Source organism: Streptomyces sp. NPDC002935, assembly GCF_040611295.1.
Classification (GTDB): domain Bacteria; phylum Actinomycetota; class Actinomycetes; order Streptomycetales; family Streptomycetaceae; genus Streptomyces.
In genome coordinates this window covers 1-21,056 of the sequence record NZ_JBEXNW010000066.1, presented here as the reverse complement: position 1 = coordinate 21,056, position 21,056 = coordinate 1, and the positions used below count along the sequence as shown (strand labels likewise).

21 protein-coding genes are annotated in these 21,056 nt (G+C 72.0%); 14 read left to right on the top strand and 7 right to left on the bottom strand.

The annotated features are described in order from the left end of the window. Nucleotides 1-136: 136 nt before the first annotated feature. The 4 genes from iolD to iolC all read right to left on the bottom strand — a co-directional run bounded on the left by iolD (nucleotide 137) and on the right by iolC (nucleotide 4,935). On the bottom strand, nucleotides 137-2,008 hold the full coding sequence (gene iolD / locus ABZX90_RS42885) for a 3D-(3,5/4)-trihydroxycyclohexane-1,2-dione acylhydrolase (decyclizing) (protein ID WP_355213618.1): 1,872 nt from the start codon (nucleotides 2,006-2,008) through the stop codon (nucleotides 137-139). Continuing rightward, the gene (gene iolB, locus ABZX90_RS42880; protein WP_355213617.1) at nucleotides 2,008-2,892 is read right to left on the bottom strand and encodes a 5-deoxy-glucuronate isomerase; all 885 of its coding nucleotides are present in this window, start codon (nucleotides 2,890-2,892) and stop codon (nucleotides 2,008-2,010) included. Before iolB ends, iolD begins: the two co-directional genes overlap by 1 nt. Nucleotides 2,893-2,969: 77 nt before the next feature. Then, complete coding sequence (locus ABZX90_RS42875; protein ID WP_355213616.1) at nucleotides 2,970-3,854, bottom strand: deoxyribose-phosphate aldolase; 885 nt, start codon at nucleotides 3,852-3,854, stop codon at nucleotides 2,970-2,972. 37 nt (nucleotides 3,855-3,891) lie between these two features. Continuing rightward, nucleotides 3,892-4,935: a 5-dehydro-2-deoxygluconokinase gene (gene iolC, locus ABZX90_RS42870; protein ID WP_355213615.1), complete on the bottom strand. Its 1,044-nt coding sequence runs from the start codon at nucleotides 4,933-4,935 to the stop codon at nucleotides 3,892-3,894. Nucleotides 4,936-5,226: 291 nt separating this feature from the next. Here iolC and ABZX90_RS42865 point away from each other — a divergent pair, with 291 nt between their 5' ends. The 6 genes from ABZX90_RS42865 to ABZX90_RS42840 all read left to right on the top strand — a co-directional run bounded on the left by ABZX90_RS42865 (nucleotide 5,227) and on the right by ABZX90_RS42840 (nucleotide 11,112). Next, a complete protein-coding gene (locus tag ABZX90_RS42865) occupies nucleotides 5,227-6,246 on the top strand; it encodes a sugar ABC transporter substrate-binding protein (protein WP_351134731.1) in 1,020 nt (339 codons plus the stop codon). Beyond that, entirely contained in the window at nucleotides 6,246-7,322 is a 1,077-nt protein-coding gene (locus ABZX90_RS42860; RefSeq protein WP_351134729.1) for an ABC transporter permease, read from the top strand. The genes ABZX90_RS42865 and ABZX90_RS42860 overlap by 1 nt, the downstream gene beginning before the upstream one ends. A gap of 8 nt (nucleotides 7,323-7,330) precedes the next feature. Beyond that, nucleotides 7,331-8,245, top strand: coding sequence for an ATP-binding cassette domain-containing protein (locus tag ABZX90_RS42855; RefSeq protein WP_351134727.1), 915 nt, complete (start codon nucleotides 7,331-7,333; stop codon nucleotides 8,243-8,245). A gap of 1 nt (nucleotide 8,246) precedes the next feature. Beyond that, on the top strand, nucleotides 8,247-9,149 hold the full coding sequence (locus ABZX90_RS42850) for a sugar phosphate isomerase/epimerase (protein WP_355213614.1): 903 nt from the start codon (nucleotides 8,247-8,249) through the stop codon (nucleotides 9,147-9,149). Nucleotides 9,150-9,174: 25 nt separating this feature from the next. After that, entirely contained in the window at nucleotides 9,175-10,194 is a 1,020-nt protein-coding gene (locus tag ABZX90_RS42845; protein ID WP_351134723.1) for a Gfo/Idh/MocA family oxidoreductase, read from the top strand. A gap of 345 nt (nucleotides 10,195-10,539) precedes the next feature. Further along, nucleotides 10,540-11,112 (top strand): TetR/AcrR family transcriptional regulator, encoded by a 573-nt coding sequence (locus ABZX90_RS42840; RefSeq protein WP_351134721.1) that lies wholly within the window; start codon nucleotides 10,540-10,542, stop codon nucleotides 11,110-11,112. Here the strand turns inward: ABZX90_RS42840 and ABZX90_RS42835 are convergent. After that, the gene (locus tag ABZX90_RS42835; RefSeq protein WP_355213613.1) at nucleotides 11,087-11,425 is read right to left on the bottom strand and encodes a hypothetical protein; all 339 of its coding nucleotides are present in this window, start codon (nucleotides 11,423-11,425) and stop codon (nucleotides 11,087-11,089) included. The two genes, ABZX90_RS42840 and ABZX90_RS42835, sit on opposite strands and share 26 nt — an antisense overlap. A 191-nt stretch (nucleotides 11,426-11,616) precedes the next feature. On the opposite strand from ABZX90_RS42835, the gene ABZX90_RS42830 reads away from it, so the two are divergent. From ABZX90_RS42830 to ABZX90_RS42815, 4 genes are all read left to right on the top strand, one after another. Continuing rightward, complete coding sequence (locus ABZX90_RS42830; protein ID WP_351134718.1) at nucleotides 11,617-12,798, top strand: acyl-CoA dehydrogenase family protein; 1,182 nt, start codon at nucleotides 11,617-11,619, stop codon at nucleotides 12,796-12,798. Nucleotides 12,799-13,098: 300 nt separating this feature from the next. Next, nucleotides 13,099-14,091 (top strand): dihydroxyacetone kinase subunit DhaK, encoded by a 993-nt coding sequence (gene dhaK, locus ABZX90_RS42825; protein WP_351134716.1) that lies wholly within the window; start codon nucleotides 13,099-13,101, stop codon nucleotides 14,089-14,091. Nucleotides 14,092-14,169: 78 nt separating this feature from the next. Continuing rightward, nucleotides 14,170-14,769 carry a dihydroxyacetone kinase subunit DhaL gene (gene dhaL, locus ABZX90_RS42820; RefSeq protein WP_351134714.1) on the top strand — a complete coding sequence of 200 codons (600 nt, stop codon included), beginning with the start codon at nucleotides 14,170-14,172 and terminating at the stop codon, nucleotides 14,767-14,769. Further along, entirely contained in the window at nucleotides 14,762-15,178 is a 417-nt protein-coding gene (locus ABZX90_RS42815; RefSeq protein ID WP_351134712.1) for a PTS fructose transporter subunit IIA, read from the top strand. Before dhaL ends, ABZX90_RS42815 begins: the two co-directional genes overlap by 8 nt. A 121-nt stretch (nucleotides 15,179-15,299) precedes the next feature. Here ABZX90_RS42815 and ABZX90_RS42810 read toward each other — a convergent pair whose 3' ends face one another. Further along, the gene (locus tag ABZX90_RS42810; RefSeq protein WP_351134710.1) at nucleotides 15,300-15,968 is read right to left on the bottom strand and encodes a TetR/AcrR family transcriptional regulator; all 669 of its coding nucleotides are present in this window, start codon (nucleotides 15,966-15,968) and stop codon (nucleotides 15,300-15,302) included. Between the two features lie 163 nt (nucleotides 15,969-16,131). Between ABZX90_RS42810 and ABZX90_RS42805 the strand changes: the two genes are divergently transcribed. Then, nucleotides 16,132-16,896, top strand: a complete 765-nt coding sequence (locus tag ABZX90_RS42805; RefSeq protein WP_355213612.1) for an SDR family NAD(P)-dependent oxidoreductase — start codon at nucleotides 16,132-16,134, stop codon at nucleotides 16,894-16,896. A gap of 34 nt (nucleotides 16,897-16,930) precedes the next feature. Here ABZX90_RS42805 and ABZX90_RS42800 read toward each other — a convergent pair whose 3' ends face one another. Then, on the bottom strand, nucleotides 16,931-17,638 hold the full coding sequence (locus tag ABZX90_RS42800; RefSeq protein WP_355213611.1) for a glycoside hydrolase family 75 protein: 708 nt from the start codon (nucleotides 17,636-17,638) through the stop codon (nucleotides 16,931-16,933). Between the two features lie 368 nt (nucleotides 17,639-18,006). Between ABZX90_RS42800 and ABZX90_RS42795 the strand changes: the two genes are divergently transcribed. The 3 genes from ABZX90_RS42795 to ABZX90_RS42785 all read left to right on the top strand — a co-directional run bounded on the left by ABZX90_RS42795 (nucleotide 18,007) and on the right by ABZX90_RS42785 (nucleotide 20,903). Continuing rightward, the gene (locus ABZX90_RS42795) at nucleotides 18,007-18,993 is read left to right on the top strand and encodes a fibronectin type III domain-containing protein (protein ID WP_355213610.1); all 987 of its coding nucleotides are present in this window, start codon (nucleotides 18,007-18,009) and stop codon (nucleotides 18,991-18,993) included. Nucleotides 18,994-19,041: 48 nt separating this feature from the next. Then, nucleotides 19,042-19,971: a LysR family transcriptional regulator gene (locus ABZX90_RS42790; protein WP_355213609.1), complete on the top strand. Its 930-nt coding sequence runs from the start codon at nucleotides 19,042-19,044 to the stop codon at nucleotides 19,969-19,971. A gap of 386 nt (nucleotides 19,972-20,357) precedes the next feature. After that, entirely contained in the window at nucleotides 20,358-20,903 is a 546-nt protein-coding gene (locus ABZX90_RS42785; protein ID WP_351134700.1) for a hypothetical protein, read from the top strand. The last annotated feature ends 153 nt before the right edge of the window (nucleotides 20,904-21,056 follow it).

Genomic DNA, 21,056 nt, shown 5'->3' with positions numbered 1-21,056 from the left:
CCCGGGGGGGGCGGGGGGGGTCGGCCCCCCTGCCCCTTGCCTGCGGGGTCGCGGGGGGGGGGGGGGGGGGGGGGGGGGGGGGCGCGCCCGGCCCCCCCCCCCCCCCCCCGCCGTTCATGGGGGCGGGAGGGAAGGATCAGAGGTGGCGTCGTCGCTCTGCGGCATGGCTGTCGTACCGTTCACGGGCGTCCGACGCGGCCTTCCGCGAGGCGACTTCGGCGACCGGTACGTCCCACCAGGCCGCGGCGGGCGGCGCGGTGGGCGTCGGGTCGGTCTCGACGTAGACGCAGGTCGGCCGGTCCGAGGCGCGCGCCGCGACGAGCGCGTCACGCAGTTCCCCTACGGTCTTGGCGCGGAGGACGTCCATGCCGAGGCTGGCGGCGTTGGCGGCGAGGTCGACGGGGAGCGGGTCTCCGGTGAACGAGCCGTCGGGGGCGCGGTAACGGTAGGCGGTGCCGAAGCGTTCGCCGCCGGTCTCCTCGGACAGGCCGCCGATGGAGGCGTATCCGTGGTTCTGGATGAGGACCAGGTTGACGGGCAGGCCCTCCTGGACGGCGGTGACGATCTCGGTCGGCATCATCAGATACGTGCCGTCGCCGACGAGGGACCACACCGGCGTGCCCGGGGCGGCCAGTTGGACGCCGATGCCGGCCGGGATCTCGTAGCCCATGCAGGAGTAGCCGTACTCCAGGTGGTACTGGCGCGGACCGCGCGCCCGCCACAGTTTGTGCAGGTCGCCGGGGAGTGAGCCGGCCGCGTTGATGACCACGTCATCGTCGCCGACGACCGCGTCCAGAGCGCCGAGGACTTGGGGCTGGGTGGGCACCGCGGTGTCGTCCGCGGCGTAGGCCGCCTCCACGACCGCGTCCCAACGCGCCCTGCCCACACGGTACTCGGCCTCGTAGGCGGGGTCGACGCGATGGCCGGCCAGTGCCTCCGTCAGGGCCGCGAGGCCGGTCCGGGCGTCCGCGACCAGGGTGCGGGCGGCCAGTTTGTGGGCGTCGAAGGCGGTGATGTTGAGGTTGACGAACCGGACGTCCGGCCGCTGGAACAGCGTGCTGGAGGCTGTGGTGAAGTCGCTGTACCGGGTGCCGACGCCGATGATCAGGTCGGCGGTTCGGGCGATGTCGTCACAGACGGCGGTACCGGTGTGGCCGATGCCGCCGAGGTCGGCGGGGTGATCGTGCCGCAGCGATCCCTTGCCGGCCTGGGTCGAGGCGACCGGGATGCCGGTGGCGTCCACCAGGGCCTTGAGCGCCTCCTCGGCCTCGCTGTGGTGAACTCCCCCTCCGGCGACGATCAGCGGGCGCCGCGCGGCGCGGATCGCCCGGACGGCGGCGGCGAGTTCGACCGGGTCCGGCGCGGGACGGCGTACGGGCCAGACGCGTTGGGCGAAGAACTCCTCGGGCCAGTCGTACGCCTCCGCCTGCACGTCCTGCGGCAGGGCGAGGGTGACGGCGCCGGTCTCGGCCGGGTCGGCGAGGACCCGCATCGCGTTCAGGGCGGACGGGATCAGCGATTCCGGGCGCGTGATGCGGTCGAAGTACCTCGACACGGGGCGCAGGGTGTCGTTGACGGAGACGTCGGCCTCGACAGGGTGTTCCAGCTGCTGGAGCAGAGGGTCGGCGGGCCGCGTCGCGAAGTAGTCGCCGGGCAGCAGGAGTACGGGGAGACGGTTGATCGTCGCGAGTGCCGCGCCGGTGACGAGGTTGGTGGCGCCGGGGCCGATGGACGTGGTGACGGCCTGCGCGGAGAGGCGGTTGAGCTGGCGCGCGTGAGCGACCGCCGCGTGCACCATGGCCTGTTCGTTGCGGCCCTGGTGGAAGGGCATTGTGTCCTCGCCGGCCTCCAGGAGCGCCTGGCCGATTCCCGCCACATTGCCGTGCCCGAAGATTCCCCAGGTCCCGGTGATCAGCCGGTGGCGTACACCGTCGCGCTCGCTGTACTGCGCGGACAGGAAGCGCACCAGGGCCTGGGCTGTCGTCAGACGGCGGGTGGTCGTGCTCATCAGGACCTCTCGGGAGCGGTGTAGAGGGGCAGTCGCGGGTCGACCGGCTGCTCGGGCCAGGTGGTGCGGATCCAGGCGTGGTCGGGGTGGTCGCGGATCAGCCAGGCGCGGTCGGGGTCCGGGCCCGCCATGACGTTGAGGTAGTACATGTCGTGTCCCGGCACGGCCATGGAGGGGCCGTGCCAGCCGTCCGGGATGAGCACGACGTCGCCGTCACGCACCTCGGCGAGGACGTCCGTGCCGGTGCCGTTCCCGGAGGGCGAGACGCGCTGGTAGCCGAGACCGGGGGTGCCTTCGTGGGCGGCGAACTCGAAGTAGTAGATCTCCTCCAGCTCGGACTCCTCGCCGGGCCGGTGCTCCTCGTGCTTGTGCGGCGGGAAGGAGGACCAGTTGCCGCCGGGTGTGATCACCTCGACGGCGATGAGCCTGTCGCAGTCGAAGACCCCTGCCGCGCCGAAGTTGTTGACCTGGCGGGAGCAGTTGCCGGTGCCGCGCAGCTCGACCGGTACGGAGGAGGCGGGCGCGTGACGGGCCGGGAGCCTGCGGGTGCAGCGGGCGCCGGTGAGCGCGAACCTGCCGCCGTCGCGGGAGCCGATGGAGACCTCCGCGTCGCGAGGGACGTACGCGAAGTCGGTCACCCCGTCGAACACGCCTGCGCGCCCGGCCAGTTGGAACGACGTGCCGTCGACGGCGACGGTGCAGCCGCCCGCCAGCGGGAGCACGATCCACTCACTGTCGCCGGTGTCGAAGGTGTGCCGGCCGCCGGGCGGCAGTTCCAGCACCCGCAGGGCGGCGTGGCCCCAGCCGGCCGTCGTGGGCGTGACCTCGACGGCGTAGACGTCGGTGCCGGCCTGGCCGGCGGGCAGATGGTGCGTGCTGGTCATCGAGGGGCTCCTGTACGGGGGTTCACGGTGACTCCGGGACGGCATCGTCGGCGCTGCGGTGGCCGTGGTGGCGGCGTTCAGAGCAGGCCGACCGCGGTGTCCACCGCTGTCTCCACGCTGCCCTCGGCGGGGTAGAGCAGGGAACGCCCGACGACCATGCCCTGGACGGTGGGCAGCCGCAGCGCCTTGCGCCATCTCTCGTAGGCGCCCTCCTGGTCCGTGCCGACCTCTCCGCCGAGCAGTACGGCGGGCAGGGTGGAGGCCTCCAGGACCTCGGCCATGTCGTCGGGGTCGCTGGTGACGGGCAGTTTGAGCCAGGTGTACGCCGACGTTCCGCCGAGGCCCGAGGCGATGGCGATGGACCGGGTGACGGCCTCGGCGCTCAGGTCGTTGCGGACCGCCCCCGTGCCGTTCTCCCGGCGGGATATGAACGGCTCTACGAACAGGGGCAGTCGGCGTGCCGCCATGTCGTCGACGGCGCGGGCAGTGGCCTCCAGGGTCGCGAGGGAGCCGGGGTCGTCGTAGTCGATGCGCAGCAGGAGCTTTCCGGCGTCGAAGCGGAGCCGCTCGATGTCCTCGGCGCGGTGACCGGTGAAGCGGTCGTCCATCTCGAAGGAGGCGCCGGCGAGTCCGCCGCGGTTCATGGAGCCCATCACGACCTTCTCCTCCAGGACCCCGAGCAGCAGCAGGTCCTCCAGGATGTCGGCGGTCGCGAGCACCCCGTCGACGCCGGGCCGGGACAGGGCCACGCAGAGGCGTTCGAGGAGGTCGGCGCGGTTGGCCATGGCGAGCCGGTGGTCGCCGACGCCGAGGGCGCCGCGGGCCGGGTGGTCGGCGGCCACGATCATCAGGCGGCCGGTGTCGCCGATCAGCGGGCGGCGGACCCGGCGGGCGGCCGCTTCGGCGAAGGCCTCCGGGTGCCGGGCGCGCACCGTGACGAGGTCGGGGATGCTGATACTCAAGTCAGGCTCCGTTCAGGGGTGGCGTCGGTCCGCCCGGTCAAGCACGTGCGAGGAGGTTCTCGACCTCGGACTCGGTCGGCATCGCGGAGGAGCAGGCCAGACGGGAGGCGACGAGCGCCCCGGCGGCGTTGGCGTACCGGACGGTCCGCTCCAACTCCCAGCCGGACAGCAGGCCGTGGCAGAGGGAACCGCCGAACGCGTCGCCCGCGCCGAGGCCGTTGACGACCTCCACCGGCACCGGCGGGATCTCGGCCTCGGTGCCGTCGCGGTGGACGGCCAGCACTCCCTTGGGGCCCTGTTTCACGACGGCCAGTTCGACTCCGGCGTCGAGGAGCGCCCGGGCGCAGGCCCGCGGTTCGCGTACTCCGGTGGCGATCTCGCACTCGTCGAGGTTGCCGACGGCGACCGTGGCGTGCCGCAGCGCCTCGGCGTAGTAGGGGCGCGCCGCCTCCGGTCCGCGGCTGCCCGTGTCGCCGCTGCCCGTGTCGCCGCTGTCGCCGCTGCCGCTGTCGCCGTGCCAGAACATCGGGCGCCAGTCGAGGTCGAAGACGGTGATGCCGGTCCTGGCGCGGGCCTTCAGGGCGGCGAGGGTGGCCGAGCGGCTGGGTTCCTCGCTCAGGCCGGTCCCGGTGATCCAGAAGACGCGGGCCGCGCGGATGGCGAAGTAGTCCAGCTCGTCGGTGCGGATCTCCAGGTCGGGCGCCTTGGGCTGCCGGTAGAAGTACAGCGGGAAGTCGTCCGGCGGGAAGATCTCGCAGAACGTGACCGGCGTCGGGTACGCGGGGACGGGGGTGACCCAGCGGTCGTCGACGCCGAACTCCTTGAGCTGCTCGTGGAGATAGGTGCCGAAGGGGTCCTGTCCGGTCCGGGTGATCACCGCTGCGGACCGGCCCAGGCGTGCGGCGGCCACGGCGACGTTGGCGGCCGAGCCGCCGAGGAACTTTCCGAAGGACTCGACCTGGGCGAGCGGCACACCCGTCTGGAGCGGATACAGGTCGACGCCGATGCGTCCCATGGTGATGAGGTCGAAGGCCTCGGCGGTCTCGACGGCGGCGACCCGGGGTACAGCGGACTCAGGCATGCGTGACGCTCCTGATGCGTGGGGTGCGGGCAACGGGGCGCCCGAGCCCCTCAGGTGTAGGACGCCCGCCTCCCCTCTGTCAAGACTTTGTACGGACATTCGGACCTGCTCCTGAAATGATGTCTTAACAAAGTATTGACAGGTGGGTGCAACAGGGACTTGTATCCCGTCCCAACGAAACCGCCGCTTCAACGGATCACGCCCGGACCTGCCGTCCGGGTCCCGCACGGGCCCCGCGCCCCGCGCCGTCCCGTTCCCTTTCCCCCGGTCGCACAGTGAGGTGCTGGAAAGATGGATCGCACGTTCCACCCCCGTTCCCGGAGAATCGCCCCCCTCGTGGCCCTGGCCGCGGCGTCCGCACTGCTCGCCGCCGGCTGCTCCAGCAGCTCGGGCGGCAAGAAGTCCGAGGAGAACGGGGACAGTGCCGCCGCGGGCAAGGCGAACACACCCCAGATGAGGGTCGCCCTGGTGACCCATCAGGCGCCCGGCGACACGTTCTGGGACATCGTCCGCAAGGGCGCCGAGGCCGCCGCCGCCAAGGACAACATCAAGCTCGTCTACTCCGCCGACCCGAACGCGGGGAGTCAGGCCAACCTGGTCCAGAACGCGATCGACCAGAAGGTCGACGGCATCGCGATCACCCTGGCCAAGCCGGACGCCATGAAGGACGTGGTGGGCAAGGCGACTTCGGCCGGGATACCCGTCGTGGGTCTCAACTCGGGTCTCAGCGACTGGAAGAAGCTGGGCCTGACGGAGTTCTTCGGCCAGGACGAGACCGTCGCGGGCGAGGCGCTCGGCAAGAGGCTGAACTCGGAAGGCGCCAAGAAGGTCGTCTGCGTGGTCCAGGAACAGGGCAACATCGGCCTCACCCAGCGCTGCGACGGCGTGAAGAAGACCTTCAGCGGCTCCACGGAGAACCTGTACGTCAACGGCACCGACATGCCGTCCGTGAAGTCCACGATCACCGCGAAGCTCAAGCAGGACAAGGCGATCGACTACGTCGTCACGCTCGGCGCCCCGTACGCCCTGACCTCGGTCCAGTCGATCGGTGACGCCGGGAGCAAGGCGAAGGTCGCCACGTTCGACCTCAACAAGGACCTCACCGGCGCCATCAGCAAGGGCACCATCCAGTTCGCCGTCGACCAGCAGCCCTACCTCCAGGGCTACTTGGCGATCGACTCGCTGTGGCTCTACAAGACCAACGGCAACTACAGCGGAGGCGGCGAGCAGCCGGTCCTGACCGGTCCGGCCTTCGTCGACAAGAGCAACGTCGACGCCGTCGCCAAGTTCGCCTCGAAGGGCACTCGGTGATGGGCATGGCCCAACAGGCCGACCCGGCGGTGTCCGCACCGCCGGCCCCCGGCCCCCGGAAGACCGACGGGCGGACGGCGCGGCGCCCTCTGGCGCTGCGGCTGCTCGCCCGGCCCGAGGTCGGGGTGTTCCTCGGCGCCGTCGCCGTGTTCGTCTTCTTCCTGATCGCGGCGCCGTCGGTACGCTCCGGCGGCTCGATGGCGACCGTGCTCTACCAGTCGTCGACGATCGGCATCATGGCGCTGCCCGTGGCACTACTGATGATCGGCGGCGAATTCGACCTGTCCGCCGGTGTCGCGGTGATCACCTCGGCGCTGACCGCCGGCATGCTCAGCTACCAACTCAGCATGAACGTCTGGGCCGGTGTGATCGTCGCGCTCGTCGTCTCCCTCGCGATCGGGGCGTTCAACGGCTGGATGATGGTGCGCACCGGGCTGCCGAGCTTCCTGGTGACACTCGGGACGTTCCTGATCCTGCAGGGCGTGAACCTCGCCGTCACCAAGCTGGTCACCGGCAACGTCGCCACCGACGACATCAGCGACATGGACGGTTTCGGCCAGGCGAAGAAGGTCTTCGCCTCGTCGTTCGACGTCGGCGGCGTCCAGGTGAAGATCACCATCGTGTGGTGGCTGGTGTTCGCGGCGCTGGCCACCTGGGTGCTGCTGCGTACCAAGTACGGCAACTGGGTCTTCGCGGTCGGCGGCAACCAGGACAGCGCCCGCGCGGTCGGTGTCCCGGTGACCTTCACCAAGATCACACTGTTCATGACGGTCGGCTTCGGCGGCTGGTTCGTCGGCATGCACCAGCTGTTCTCGTTCAACACGGTGCAGTCGGGCGAGGGCGTCGGCCAGGAGCTGATCTACATCGCCGCGGCGGTGATCGGGGGCTGTCTGCTCACCGGCGGCTACGGCTCCGCGATCGGCCCGGTCTTCGGCGCCTTCATGTTCGGCATGGTGAACCAGGGCATCGTCTACGCCGGCTGGAACCCCGACTGGTTCAAGGCGTTCCTCGGCGTGATGCTGCTCGGCGCCACGCTCATCAATCTGTGGGTCCGCCGCACGGCGACCCGGAGGTGAACCGACCCATGACAACCAACGGATCCGGAACCGCGGGCGCCGTCCTCCCGGACACTCCCCCCGGCGACGGCACCGCCGCGATCGTCGAACTGCGCGGCGCCGGCAAGTCGTACGGCAACATCCGCGCCCTGCACGGCGTCTCCCTGGCCGTCCGCCCCGGCCGGGTGACCTGCGTCCTCGGCGACAACGGCGCCGGCAAGTCCACCCTCATCAAGATCATCTCGGGGCTGCACCAGCACAGCGAGGGCGAGTTCCTCGTGGACGGCACGGCGGTGCGTTTCGGTACCCCGCGCGAGGCCCTCGCCAAGGGCATCGCCACCGTCTACCAGGACCTCGCGACGGTCCCGTTGATGCCGGTGTGGCGGAACTTCTTCCTCGGCTCCGAGATGACCAAGGGCCCCTGGCCCGTACGCCGTCTCGACATCGCGCGGATGAAGCGGACCGCCGACGAGGAACTGCGCAACATGGGCATCGTCCTCGACGACCTCGACCAGCCGATCGGCACGCTCTCCGGCGGCCAGCGCCAGTCCGTGGCCATCGCCCGTGCCGTCTACTTCGGCGCCCGCGTCCTCATCCTCGACGAACCGACCGCCGCACTGGGCGTCAAGCAGTCCGGTGTCGTCCTGAAGTACATCGCCGCCGCCCGCGACCGCGGTCTCGGCGTCATCTTCATCACCCACAACCCGCACCACGCCTACATGGTCGGCGACCACTTCAGCGTGCTGCGGCTCGGCGCACTCGAACTCAGCGCCGACCGCGGTGAGGTCAGCCTGGAGGAACTCACCAATCACATGGCAGGCGGCGCCGAACTCGCCGCGCTCAAACACGAGTTGGCACAGGTACGCGGGGTCGACGTGGAGGAGCTCCCTGAAGCGGAGGACCTCCGGACCCCGGCACCCGCACGCTCGGAAGGGACCTCCTGACATGGCAACTCCCCTGGACCGCATCCGAGTCGGCTCGGCCCCGGACTCCTGGGGCGTCTGGTTCCCCGACGACCCGCGGCAGGTCCCGTGGGAACGGTTCCTGGACGAGGTCGCCGAGGCCGGATACTCCTGGATCGAGCTCGGCCCGTACGGCTATCTGCCGACGGACCCGGCCCGGCTCACCGCCGAGACCGACAAGCGCGGCCTGAAGGTGTCGGCCGGCACGGTCTTCACCGGGATGCACCGCGGACCCTCCGTCTGGGACTCCACCTGGGAACACGTCAGCGAGGTCGCCGCGCTCACCCGGGCGATGGGCGCCCGGCACCTGGTGGTCATCCCCTCGTTCTGGCGGGACGACAGGACGGCGGAGCTCATCGAGCCGCCTGAGCTGACCGCCGAGCAGTGGGCCCACCTCACCAAGGGCATGGAACGCCTCGGGCACGAGGTCAAGGAGACGTACGGCCTCGACATCGTGGTGCACCCGCACGCGGACACCCACATCGACACCGAGGAACACGTCGAGCGCTTCCTCGACTCCACGGACTCCGACCTGGTCAACCTGTGCCTGGACACCGGGCACTACGCCTACTGCGGCGGGGACAGCGTCAAGCTCATCGAGACGTACGGCGAACGCATCGGCTATCTCCACCTCAAGCAGGTCGATCCCGCGGTCCTCGCCGACGTCGTGCGGGACGAGGTTCCGTTCGGGCCCGCCGTGCGGCGCGGCGTGATGTGCGAACCGCCCTCGGGAGTACCGGAGTTGGAGCCGGTGCTCGTCGCGGCGCAGCGCCTGGGCGTGGAGCTGTTCGCCGTCGTCGAGCAGGACATGTACCCCTGCGAGCCGGACAGGCCGCTGCCCATCGCCGTACGCACCCGGAAGTTCCTCCGTTCCTGCGGCGCCTGATTCATCGAAGGGACCACCGAACCACATGACGCAGCACGCAACACTCGGGGTCGCCGTCATCGGCACCGGCCGGATGGGGGCCGACCATGTCCGCCGGATCACCGAGGTCATCAGCGGGGCGCGGGTGAGCGCGGTCGTGGACATCGACGCCGAGCGGGCCAAGGGGCTCGCCGACGGCATCGACGGCTGCACCGCTTACACGGACCCGGCCCCGGCCCTGGCGGCGGACGACGTCGACGCCGTGATCATCGCCTCCCCCGGCCCCGCTCACGAGGCGGCGCTGCTCACCGCCTTCGAGCACGACCTGCCGGTCCTGTGCGAGAAGCCGCTCACCCCGGACGCGGCCTCCGCGCGGCGCGTGATGGAGGCCGAGGGCCGACTCGGGCACCGGCGGGTCCAGGTCGGGTTCATGCGGCGCTACGACGCCGAGTATCTGAAGCTCAAGTCACTTTTGAACAGTGGCGAGTTGGGCCGACCGTTGATGCTGCACAACCGGCATCGCAACGCCGATGTCCTGCCGTACTTCACCGAGCAGATGCTCATCAACGACTCCGTCGTCCACGAGATGGACGTCGCCCGCTGGCTGCTCGGGCAGGAGATCACCGCGGTGACGGTGCTGAAGCCGCGGCCCTCCGGGAACGCGCCCGAGGGACTCTCGGACCCGCAGTTCGTCGTCCTGGAGACGGACGGGGGTGTGCTCGTGGACGTGGAGATCTACGTCAACTGCCGCTTCGGGTACCAGGTGCAGGCCGAGGCCGTCTGCGAGAACGGCACGGCACGGATCGGCGAGGCCCACGGGATGCTGGTCAACTCGGGCGGGCGGTGGGGTGGTTCGATCGCGCCGGACTTCGTGGAGCGGTTCGCCGAGGCGTACGACCGCGAGGTACAGGCCTGGGTCGACGCCACACTGCGCGGCGAGGTCACCGGGCCCAGCTGCTGGGACGGGTACGCGGCGGCGGCCGTCTGCGAGGCGGGCGTCCGCGCCCAGACCGAGGGCCACCGCACGGAGGTCGACCTGATCGAACGCCCCGCCCTCTACCGCTGAGCCGGGCAGCCCCGCCGCGAGGACGTCATCGAGTGCGTCGGCGGCCCGCCCGCCCGATCCCCGGGCGAGCGCGCCGCCGGTCATCTGCGCCGCGGCACCCCACTGCCGCGTGAGGGCAGCCCCGAGGTCGTCGTCGGCGCCGTGCTGTGGCACGTCGGCGACGCCGGTGGCCACGCGACCGGGCAGGCGGTCGTCGTCGACGGCAGCCGGACCGCCCCGCCCACTGCTTCCGGCGGCCCCTCCCGCTGCCCCCATCCCGCTGATCCAGGGCGGGGCCTCCCGCCCTGGATCACACCCCTGGAGGGGGGACGGTTACGGTCAAGGAGGAACGGTTACGCTGAGATCATGCCGTCCACACGTCGCACCGCGCGCCAGACCGACCTGCTCGAACGGCTGGTCGCGTTGCTGGTGGCGGAGGGCTTCGCAGCGTTCACCCTCGACGAGCTGACCGAGCGGCTGCACTGCTCGAAGACGACGCTGTACCAACTCGCGGGCAGCAAGCAGGAGTTGGTCCGGGAAGCGGTGAAGCACTACTTCCGGGAGGCCGCCCAGGCCGTCGAGAAGCGGGTGGCCGACACCTCCGCGCCCTCCGAGCGCGTGGTGGTCTACCTGAACGCGGTCGCCCATCAGTTGAGGCCGCTGTCCCGGCAGTTCCTCGACGACATGGCCCAGTTCGAGCCGGCTCGCGAGGTGTACGAGGCCAACACGCGCCTCGCCGCGGGCAGGATCAGACAGCTGATCGCGGACGGTGTCGCCGCCGGAGCGTTCCGTGACGTCCACGCCGCGTTCGTGGGCGAGGTGGTGGCCGCCACCATGCAGGAGATCCAGCGGGGCGAGGTCGCCGCACGCACCGGGCTGAGCGACGCCGAAGCCTACGCCGAACTGGCCTCGCTCATCGTCCACGCCGTTTCCCCCTGACCTCGGGGCGGTAGACCTCGGGGCCGCCCCCCAGTCCCGCAGCACTGCCGCGACGTCCCCTCCCGGCTCGCCCGGGACGGACGGCCGGAACCGTGCCCGCAGTGCCGGCCGGCGGGTCGTCCTGGGCGGGCAGCCGGGCGGGGCCGAGGGCGTCGGGCACCGCGGCAAAGAGGTGCGGCTCCAGCACGGCCACGGCGATGTACTGCCCGGCGGCGTACTCCCGTCGGCGTACTTCCCGTCGGCGCAGACGTAGGCCGAGCCGCAGCCCGCGGCCGGGCGGGCGCTCCACGCGCACCACGTCGGCAACGAGCACCGACGTCGGCCGACACCATGGCCGCGTGCGAGCGGGCCCGATCCCCCGCGAGGTCCAGGACGCGCAACCCGGCCGGCGGACCGGTGGATCCGTCGGGGGGACGCCATGGCCTGGCGGTACCAAAAACGATACTGTTGTATCGCCTGGCGTATCAAAATCGTCCAGCGAACCGCCACCACCGAGGACATGCCATGCCCGCGACCCGCACGCTCCCCTCTCCCGAAGCCGTCGACCTGATCGCCCTGACCCGCGAGCTCGCCGAGAAGGAGCTCGCCCCGCGCGTCGCCGAGGCGGAGGCCGAGGGACGGTTCCCCCGCGAGGTCTTCCGCACGCTCGGACAGGCCGGTCTGCTGAGCCTGCCCTACCCCGAGGAGTTCGGCGGCGGCGACCAGCCCTACGAGGTCTACCTCCAGGTCCTCGAAGAGATCGCCGCCGTGTGGGCGAGCGTGGCGGTGGGCGTCTCTGTGCACGCCCTGTCCTGCTTCGCCCTCGCCTCGTTCGGCACCGAGGAGCAGAAGAAGGAGTGGCTGCCGGACATGCTGGGCGGCGAGCTGCTCGGCGCCTACTGCCTGTCCGAGGCCCATGCCGGCTCCGACCCGGGGGCGATGCGCACACGGGCCGTCCGGGACGGCGACGACTACGTGCTCAACGGCGCCAAGGCCTGGACGACGCACGGTGGGCACGCGGACTTCTACACGGTCATGGCCCGTACGTCCGACGCGGGCTCGCGCGCCATCTCCTGCTTCCTCGTCCCGGCCGATGCGCCGGGCCTGTTGGCCGATGCCCCGGAGCAGAAGATGGGCCTGACCGGGTCCGCCACCGCCACCGTGCGCCTGGAGAACGTCCGCGTCCCCGCCCACCGCCGGCTCGGCGAGGAGGGCGACGGGCTCAGGATCGCCTTCGCCGGACTGGACTGCGGACGCCTCGGCATCGCGGCGGTGGCCACGGGCCTCTCCCAGGGGGCGCTCGACCACGCGCTGCGCTACTCGCGGGAGCGGGAGACCTTCGGCCGGCCCATCATCGAGCACCAGGGGCTGGCCTTCGTCCTCGCCGACATGGCCGCGGCGGTGCAGGTCTCCCGGGCCACCACGCTCGCCGCCGCCCGCCTCAAGGACGAGGGACTCCCGTTCCAGTCCGAGGCGTCGATCGCCAAGCTGATCTCCACCGACAACGCCATGAAGGTCACCACCGACGCGGTCCAGGTGCTGGGCGGTGCCGGCTACACCCGCGATTTCCCGGTCGAGCGCTACATGCGCGAGGCCAAGGTCATGCAGATCTTCGAGGGCACCAACCAGATTCAGCGCCTGATCATCGGCCGGGCGCTGAAGGAGAACGAGCGCGGCAGCCTCCGGCTGCGGAGCGCGGGGAAGTAGCCCGCCCGACTCTGGCGGGACCGGTGAGTGCGCGACGCGCACGCACCGAAGAACGTCCGCGCACGTGACCATCGCCGTCCGAGCGCCGATACTTCCCAGTGTGAGCTCATCGCACAGCCGATCCGCTCGCCGGCCGGACAGGCCGGCCGGTCGGTCACGTTCGCGACGGACGGGCACGGGCCCGGACGGCGTCCGCTCCCCGGAGCGGGGCCGCGCAGCGGTCGACGAGCGGCCTCACCCGCTCCTAACGTGGGCACTACCGGACAGCGGCCCGGCGGTTCTTCTCACCAGGAGGTTCCCATGAAGATGCTCATCAACGTGGCGGAGACGGTGGTCGCGGACGCGCTGCGGGGCATGGCGGCAGCCCATCCGGAGCTGACGGTGGACGTCGAGAACCGCGTGATCGTACGCCGGGACGCCCCGGTCGCCGGAAGGGTGGGCCTCGTCTCCGGCGGCGGGTCCGGGCACGAGCCGCTGCACGGCGGATTCGTGGGCCCCGGCATGCTGTCGGCGGCCTGCCCCGGCGAGGTCTTCACCTCACCGGTGCCGGACCAGATGCTGCGCGCGGCGGCCGCCGTGAACAGCGGCGCGGGCGTGCTGTTCATCGTGAAGAACTACACCGGCGACGTCCTCAACTTCGACATGGCGGCGGAGCTGGCCGAGGACGAGGGCATCCGGATCGCCAAGGTCCTCGTCAACGACGACGTGGCCGTCACCGACAGTCTGTACACGGCCGGGCGGCGCGGAACGGGCGCGACGCTGTTCGTGGAGAAGATCGCGGGCGCCGCCGCCGAGGAGGGCGCTCCCCTGGAGGCGGTCGAGACACTGGCCCGGAAGGTCAACGAGAACTCCCGCAGCTTCGGCGTCGCGCTCAGCGCCTGCACGACCCCGGCCAAGGGCAGTCCGACGTTCGATCTGCCGCCCGGCGAGCTGGAGCTGGGTGTCGGCATCCACGGCGAGCCGGGGCGGGAGCGGCGCGCGATGATGACCTCGCGCGAGATCGCCGACTTCTCCGTGCACGCCGTCCTGGAGGACCTCGCACCGCGTAATCCGGTCCTGGTCCTCGTCAACGGCATGGGCGCCACCCCCCTGCTGGAGCTGTACGGCTTCAACGCGGAGGTGCAGCGGGTGCTCACCGAGCGCGGCATTCCCGTCGCGCGCACCCTGGTCGGCAACTACGTCACCTCCCTCGACATGGCCGGCGCGTCGGTGACCCTGTGCGAGGTGGACGAGGAGCTGCTGCGCCTGTGGGACGCGCCGGTGAAGACGCCGGGACTGCGCTGGGGTGTGTGAACCCGGTCGAGGCGAGGTCGGCTGCCGCCCGGCGCCGACCGGCGCCAGGTCAACTCTCGTACCACGCAAGGAGATTCCGTGCTCGACGCCGATTTCTTCCGCCGTTGGATGACGGTGACCGCCGCGTCGGTGAACCGGGAGGCACAGCGGCTCACCGACCTGGACTCGCCCATCGGTGACGCCGACCACGGCAGCAATCTGCAGCGCGGATTCACCGCCGTGACCGCCGTGCTGGACAAGGAGGCCCCGGACACCCCCGGCGCCGTTCTCACACTCGCCGGGAGGCAGCTGATCTCGACGGTCGGCGGCGCGTCCGGGCCGCTGTACGGCACCCTGCTGCGCCGGACCGGCAAGGCCCTCGGGGACGCCGCCGAGGTCACCGAGGAACAGTTCGCGGACGCGCTGCGCACCGGCGTCGACGCGGTCATGGCGCTGGGCGGAGCCGCGCCCGGCGACAAGACCATGATCGACGCCCTGGTGCCCGCGGTCGACGCGCTGACCGATTCGTTCGCCGCGGCGAAGTCCGCCGCCGAGGAGGGCGCCGTGGCGACGACACCCCTGCAGGCCCGCAAGGGCCGGGCGAGCTATCTGGGCGAGCGCAGCATCGGGCACCAGGACCCGGGCGCCACGTCCTCGGCACTGCTGATCGCGGCACTCGTGGAGGCGGCCGGTGAGTGACACCGAGAAGCGGCTCGTCGGCATCGTGCTGGTCTCCCACAGTGCCGCGGTCGCCGCGTCCGTCGCCGAGCTGGCGACGGGCCTGGCCGGTGGCGGCACGATCGCTCCCGTCGCCCCGGCGGGCGGCACCATGGACGGGGGCCTCGGCACCAGCGCCGAGCTGATCGCCGCCGCCGCGGCCTCCGTGGACCGCGGTGCCGGGATCGCCGTGCTCGCCGACCTGGGCAGTGCCGTGCTCACCGTCAAGGCGCTGCTCGCCGAGGGCGACGAGCTCCCGGACGACACACGTCTGGTGGACGCCCCCTTCGTCGAGGGGGCGGTGGCCGCGGTCGTCACGGCCTCGGCGGGCGCCGACCTCGCGGCGGTCGAGGCGGCGGCAGCGGAGGCGTACAGCTACCGGAAGGCATGAGGAACCGGGCTCGGCCACGATGCCGGATCCGCGGTCGCGCGTCCCGGCCCCGGGAACCCGGAGCCGCTTTCCGCCCCTACGGAGCCGGGCGCTCAGCGGCGAACCGCGCGCGCCCGCCGGATCAGGAGATTCCCTTCGCCGCGACCACGAGAGCCGAGCGCAGGGTCTCCGCCAGCTCCGCCTGAGCCGTCACGGGGTCGTCGGGCTCCTCCTCGTCGGTGCGCCACGCGTAGTGCTCGACCGCCGCTCGCAGCGCCGCGTTGAGCATGGCGGCCTGGATCTCCGAGCGCAGATCGACGGCGTCAAGCCCGGCGCGGTCGGCGAGGGCGCGGGCGAACACCGGCTCGGCGTCGTCATGGGCCTGGAGCCAGACGGCGCGTAGTCCCGGCTCGGTGCGGGTGAGCCTCAGCAGCGTACGGACCCTCGGCGGCTGCGGGCTCGCCACCGCGCCCTCGGCGGTCGTGGACGCTCGCACCAGGACGTCCTCCAGGGGACGGTCCGTGGGCCAGGCCCGCAGCGCCACGGCGATCGCGTCGATCCCGGCCGCGAACAACGGGCTGGCGCAACTCTCCTTGCTCGGGAAGTAACGCCACAGGGTCCGCGCGGACACCCCGACGACCTGGGCGATCTGCTCCCCGGTCGTGGCGGCCACACCCTGGTCCACGAAGAGTTCCACGGCGGCGCGGGCGATCTCCAGCCGCGTCTCGGCCTTGCGCTCGTCGGTCAGCGGCGGCCGCCCGGTGCGGCCGCGACCCCGGCCGGTGTGTTCGCCGATAGCGCCGTCCGGCACTGGTGACTCCTCGGTTCCGTCTGCGGATGCTGCCCGGGACTGCGGTGATTCTAGCGATCTCCGCAGAACCCCCTCGGCGACTTTCTGTCATTCAGCGACAGTAAGTCGTACTGTGGCGGCGCGACACCTCGGTCGCACCCGTACGCACCCCTGGGAGAACGTCATGAGCGCCACTGGACTGGACGGCCGCAGCGTCATCGTCACCGGCGCGGGTTCGGGCATCGGCCGTGCCGCCGCCCTCGCGTTCGCGGCCGAGGGCGCGCGCGTGGTCGTGGCCGATCTCAACCCCGAGAGCGCCACGGCGGTCGTCCAGGAGATCGAGGCGGCCGGCGGCGGCGCCGTGGCCGTCACAGGGGACCTGAGCGAGCAGGAGACCGTCGACCGGGTGACCGCGACCGCGGTGGAGCGGTTCGGCGGAGTGGACGTACCCGTGAACAACGCCGGGATCATGGACCGCATGTCGGCCGTGGCCGAGGTCGGCGACGCGGAGTGGGAGCGGGTCATCCGGGTCAACCTCACGGCTCCGTTCCTGCTCACCCGTGCGGCGCTGCCGCACATGCTCGCCGCCGGCAGGGGCGCCATCGTGAACACCGCATCGGAGGCGAGCCTGCGCGGCAGCGCCGCCGGGGCCGCGTACACCGCCTCGAAGCACGGCGTCGTGGGGCTCACCAAGTCCCTCGCCGTGATGTACCGGGACAAGGGCATCCGCACCAACGCCATCGCTCCGGGCGGCACCAGGACCGGCATCACCGTGGACCTCGAACCCGGCGCCCACGGCCCCGCCGTCCTCGGCGCGTACATGGGCAATGTCGGCCGGCCCGCCGAGGCCGCGGAGCAGGCCGCCGCGATCGTGTTCCTCGCCTCGGACGCGGCGAGCAACATCAATGGCGTGATCCTGCCCGTCGACAACGGCTGGGCCGCGGTCTGACAGGCGGACCGGCGCCGTCGGGGGGCCGCGGCGGCTATCCCTCATTGACGAGGTTCCGGGCCAGCCGCTCCCCCGCCGCCACCGCGGCGGCGTGGTCCTCGATGGGTGACACCCGGGAGTTCCTGAAGACGATGTAGGTGACTCCGGAGGGCGTTCCGCCGCCGCGCGGATCGGGCCGGACACCGAGCGCCGCGGCCGTCGCGTACGAGGCCTCGCCGATGATGTCCTGCGGACCGGTGTCACCGACGACGGCGTACTGGACGCGGTCCCGGTAGATCACGGCCGCCACCGAGCCGGCCCCGATGCCGTGGTCCCGGTAGCTCCAGATGCCGCTGGGGGCCGGGACGACGATGTAGGACAGCGCCTCGGCGCTGAGATAGCGGCCGTCGGACTGCTGGAAGGCCGTGGAGTCGGAGAAGAGCGGGTCGGTACGGCCGTTGCACAGGGGGCCCGCCCTGCCGTCGCAGTCGATGTCCATGTCGGCCTTCCAGAACACGGCACCGGGGGCGCCGCAGACCGGAATGTCGGCGTGGGTGCCGTCGTCGCTCCGGTATCGCCCGTTCGAGACGGCGGCGCAGCCACGGACCTTCGCCAGCAGGTCGGCGGCAAGGACGGTGCCTTCCCGAGCGACGGCGAGGGGGCTGCCTGGGCGGCCTGCGGTGGGGGCGGTGGACAGCAGCGCCGGGGCCGGGGCGACCAGCGCGGCGGCGGCCGCGGCCAGCGTCAGCGAACGGGCACGCACGATGGGAGACCCTCTCCTGGGGGACTTGGACGCTCATTTGCCCAAATCTGGTGGGCGTCCCACAGCGCGTCCACCGGGAGGGGGCCGGACGGTGCACGGGCACACTTTCCCGGGTGTCGCACGGCCGAGGGCCTGAGCCGCACCCGGCTCCGGCCACTCGACCGTACGCGCCGGCGCGGGATCAGCGACGACAGCGGTCCGCGCCGTGGGCAGGAACTCCCCTGATACTGGGGCGAGTTCACGCCGCGTCAGGGATCAGCATACGTACCTTCGAGACGGTCCGGCCAACAGCCGCGCACCCTCTTGATGTGGTCGCGTCAGCCGTGTCTTATAGGTACAGACCAATCCCGTCGAGGGAAGGCAGACCCGTGCGACGCGTTCCCCCCGCCGTCCCGCGCGCGCTGGTGTGCGGCGCGCTGCTCGTGCTCACGTCCTGCGGATGGGGTGCGCGGACATCGGGCCAGGGCGAACGGCTGCCCGCCGCGCCGCTGGGCGTGACCGCCGCCGCGGGCAGCGCGACCAGCGTGCACGTCATGTGGAACCTGGCCACGGAGGACCCGAGGGCCACCCGCTACGAGGTGTATCGCGGCACCACGAAAGTCAAGGAGGTGCCCGGTTCGGAGCACATGGTGGACATCACCAGGCTCGAACCGTCCACCGCCTACGTCTTCACGGTCCGGGCCCGGAACGCCGCCGGAACCCCGGGGCCGCTCAGCAAACGGGTGCGGGCGACCACCCCGGCGGCCGTGGCGGCCGATCGCACACCGCCGACCCGCCCCGGCACCCCGCACGGCAAGGCGGTCGGCAGCCGGGCGGCCCAGCTGTCCTGGGCGAAGTCGGTGGACGGACGGGGCGTGGTGTCGTACGACATCTACCAGGGCGCCTCGAAGATCCACAGCGTCGGCGGCGCGCAGACGGCGACCGTCGTCACGGGGCTGCGGCCGGGGACGGCCTACGCCTTCACCGTGCGGGCCCGCGACGCGGCCGACAACGTCTCGCCGGCGAGCGACACCGTCCGGCTCACCACCGCGCCGGGTTCGGACGACGGCCGGGGCACGGCACCGACCGGCTTCCGGGCGACGACCCACCGCAGCGACGGGGCGTACTCCATCGACCTGGCGTGGATCGCGCCCGAGGTCGACGGAGTGATCACGGAGTACCAGATCCATCTCGACGGGCGCCCCGTGACATCGCTCGTCTGGGGCGGCAGCCCGCCCCACGGGACCTCCACCTACAGCTTCTACGTCGGCAGGGAGGCGGACGTGACGCACCGGGTGCGGATCCGGGCGAAGCTGCCCGACGGCACCTGGGGAGGGTTCTCGGCCGAGCGTTCGGTGACGACGGGCCGACGCTGACGGGCCGGCAGGCGGGCCGGGGACATAGGGCGGCATAGGGTTGGCCGCATGGCCCATAGGGAATCCAATGCCGGAGCGCCGCTCGACCTGTCCCTGCTGCGCACCTTCCTCGCGGTGCACCGGGCGGGTTCGTTCACGGCGGCCGCGCGCCTCCTGGGCCTCTCCCAGCCGACGGTGACCACACAGATGCGCTCCCTGGAGGAACAGCTGGGGCGGGAGCTGTTCGAACGGGGTCCGCGGGGTGTGCTGCCCACGTCCGTGGCGGACGAACTGGCCGCACAGGTCGCGGCGCCGCTGGACGCGCTGGCGACGGTGGCGGACCGGGGCGGCCTCGGCGCCGGCCAGCCGCCGGACCCGGTCCATGTGGCGGGCCCGGCCGAACTGCTGTGCGCCAGGGTGCTGCCCGCGCTGGCTCCGCTGACGGCCCGGGGTGTACGGCTGCGGATCAGCACCGGGCTGACCGACGAACTCCTGGAAGGCCTGCGCGGCGGCCGCTTCGACCTGGTGATCGCCACGACCCGGCCGCGCGGACGCACCCTCGCGTCGGTCCCGCTGATGGACGAGGAGTTCGTGCTCGTCGCGTCCCCCGCCTGGGCCGAGCGCATCGGCCCCGACCGGGTGGCGGCCGAGGGCGCCGCGGCGCTGCACGGGCTGCCCCTGGTCACGTACGCGGAGGATCTGCCCATCGCCCGCCGCTACTGGCGGCATGTCTTCGGGGTACGGCTGTCCGGGCAGGCCGCGATCACGGTGCCCGATCTGCGCGGGGTCCTCGCGGCGGTCGCCGCCGGTGCCGGGATCACCGTGCTCCCTCGCTATCTGTGCCAGGACGAGCTGACCTCCGGTGCCCTGGTCGCGCTGCTGACCCCCGAGGACCCGCCGATCAACACCGGCTATCTCACCCAGCGCCCCGGAGCCTCGGACAATCCGCACGTCGCCCTGGTCCGGGAACGACTGCTGCGGGCGGCCCGCACCTGGTGACCGGGGCCGGAGACGGCCCACCCCGGCGGATTCGGTGGCTCGGCAGCCCTCGCCGGTGACTACCGCCGCGCACGGCCCGCGCCCGGTGGTCTCAGCGGCGGGCAGCCCCGGCCCGATGACCGACGCCAGGAACGGCCCGCACCCGGTGACCCCTGCGGCACCGGACCCGCCCGCGGTGACGGTGAACCCGCCGATGTGGCGAGCCATCAGCGGCGTCACATCCGTCGGCAGTGCGCCGGACGATGGAATTCGTCACCTGCCCGGTCCCCGTCCGCATGCGGGCCCGGCCCGGTGCGCATTGGCTCGCTCTGAGGCAGCACGGGCCTTTCCAATCCTCGGCGGCGCATGGGATGTACCGCCAACCGTGCCGCTGGAGGGCAGTTCCTATGCGTACCACTCAGACACTTCTCCGCTCCGGCCTGACCGTGGCCGCCGCCGCTGCGCTTCCGCTCACCCTGGCCGCCCCGGCGGCCGTCGCATGGGGTTCCGGGATCTCCGTGAGCACCAGCGGCACCACGGTCTCGGTCACCACCAGCGCCTGCCCGAGCAACGGCAGCAGCTTCGGCAACGCCTCCCTGCTCTCCAACGGGCAGTCCAACTTCGCCCAAGGGCGCCAGATGTCGCTCACCGGGACGAGCAGCAGTCAGTCGGCGGCCTGGACGGGCGTGGGTCCCGGCACGTACACGGTCATCGTGGTCTGCCAGGACGGCACGACGGCGGGCACCCAGTCGATCATCGTCGCGACCCCCTCGACACCCACGATCTCGGCGACGGTGACGGCCTCGCCGTCGCGCGGCGTCATGGGCGGACTCGGAGGAGCCGTGAAGGACTACGGCACGGCCACGGTCGTGGGCGGCGCGGCCCTGGTCGTGACCGGCACGGTCGCGGCGGCATGGTTCCTGCGCCGCCGGTCCAAGCCTCACCGGCTCTGAGCCGGAGCCCGTCACGTCGGGCGGCCGCTCCGTCGACCCCGGTCGCGGAGGGGCCGCCTAGGGCCTGTCCGGCGGATCATGCCGGAGACGCGGGGCCTGGCACGCCCACCTGCGGCGTTGTCGTCGGTTGCCGATGCTCCGCATCGACGCCCT

Coding starts and splice junctions, on each gene's coding strand:
- iolD (WP_355213618.1), bottom strand. CDS start 2,008: ATGAGCACGACCACCCGCCGTCTGACGACAGCCCAGGCCCTGGTGCGC.
- iolB (WP_355213617.1), bottom strand. CDS start 2,892: ATGACCAGCACGCACCATCTGCCCGCCGGCCAGGCCGGCACCGACGTC.
- iolC (WP_355213615.1), bottom strand. CDS start 4,935: ATGCCTGAGTCCGCTGTACCCCGGGTCGCCGCCGTCGAGACCGCCGAG.
- ABZX90_RS42865 (WP_351134731.1), top strand. CDS start 5,227: ATGGATCGCACGTTCCACCCCCGTTCCCGGAGAATCGCCCCCCTCGTG.
- ABZX90_RS42860 (WP_351134729.1), top strand. CDS start 6,246: ATGGGCATGGCCCAACAGGCCGACCCGGCGGTGTCCGCACCGCCGGCC.
- ABZX90_RS42855 (WP_351134727.1), top strand. CDS start 7,331: ATGACAACCAACGGATCCGGAACCGCGGGCGCCGTCCTCCCGGACACT.
- ABZX90_RS42850 (WP_355213614.1), top strand. CDS start 8,247: ATGGCAACTCCCCTGGACCGCATCCGAGTCGGCTCGGCCCCGGACTCC.
- ABZX90_RS42845 (WP_351134723.1), top strand. CDS start 9,175: ATGACGCAGCACGCAACACTCGGGGTCGCCGTCATCGGCACCGGCCGG.
- ABZX90_RS42840 (WP_351134721.1), top strand. CDS start 10,540: ATGCCGTCCACACGTCGCACCGCGCGCCAGACCGACCTGCTCGAACGG.
- ABZX90_RS42830 (WP_351134718.1), top strand. CDS start 11,617: ATGCCCGCGACCCGCACGCTCCCCTCTCCCGAAGCCGTCGACCTGATC.
- dhaK (WP_351134716.1), top strand. CDS start 13,099: ATGAAGATGCTCATCAACGTGGCGGAGACGGTGGTCGCGGACGCGCTG.
- ABZX90_RS42805 (WP_355213612.1), top strand. CDS start 16,132: ATGAGCGCCACTGGACTGGACGGCCGCAGCGTCATCGTCACCGGCGCG.
- ABZX90_RS42790 (WP_355213609.1), top strand. CDS start 19,042: ATGGCCCATAGGGAATCCAATGCCGGAGCGCCGCTCGACCTGTCCCTG.
- ABZX90_RS42785 (WP_351134700.1), top strand. CDS start 20,358: ATGCGTACCACTCAGACACTTCTCCGCTCCGGCCTGACCGTGGCCGCC.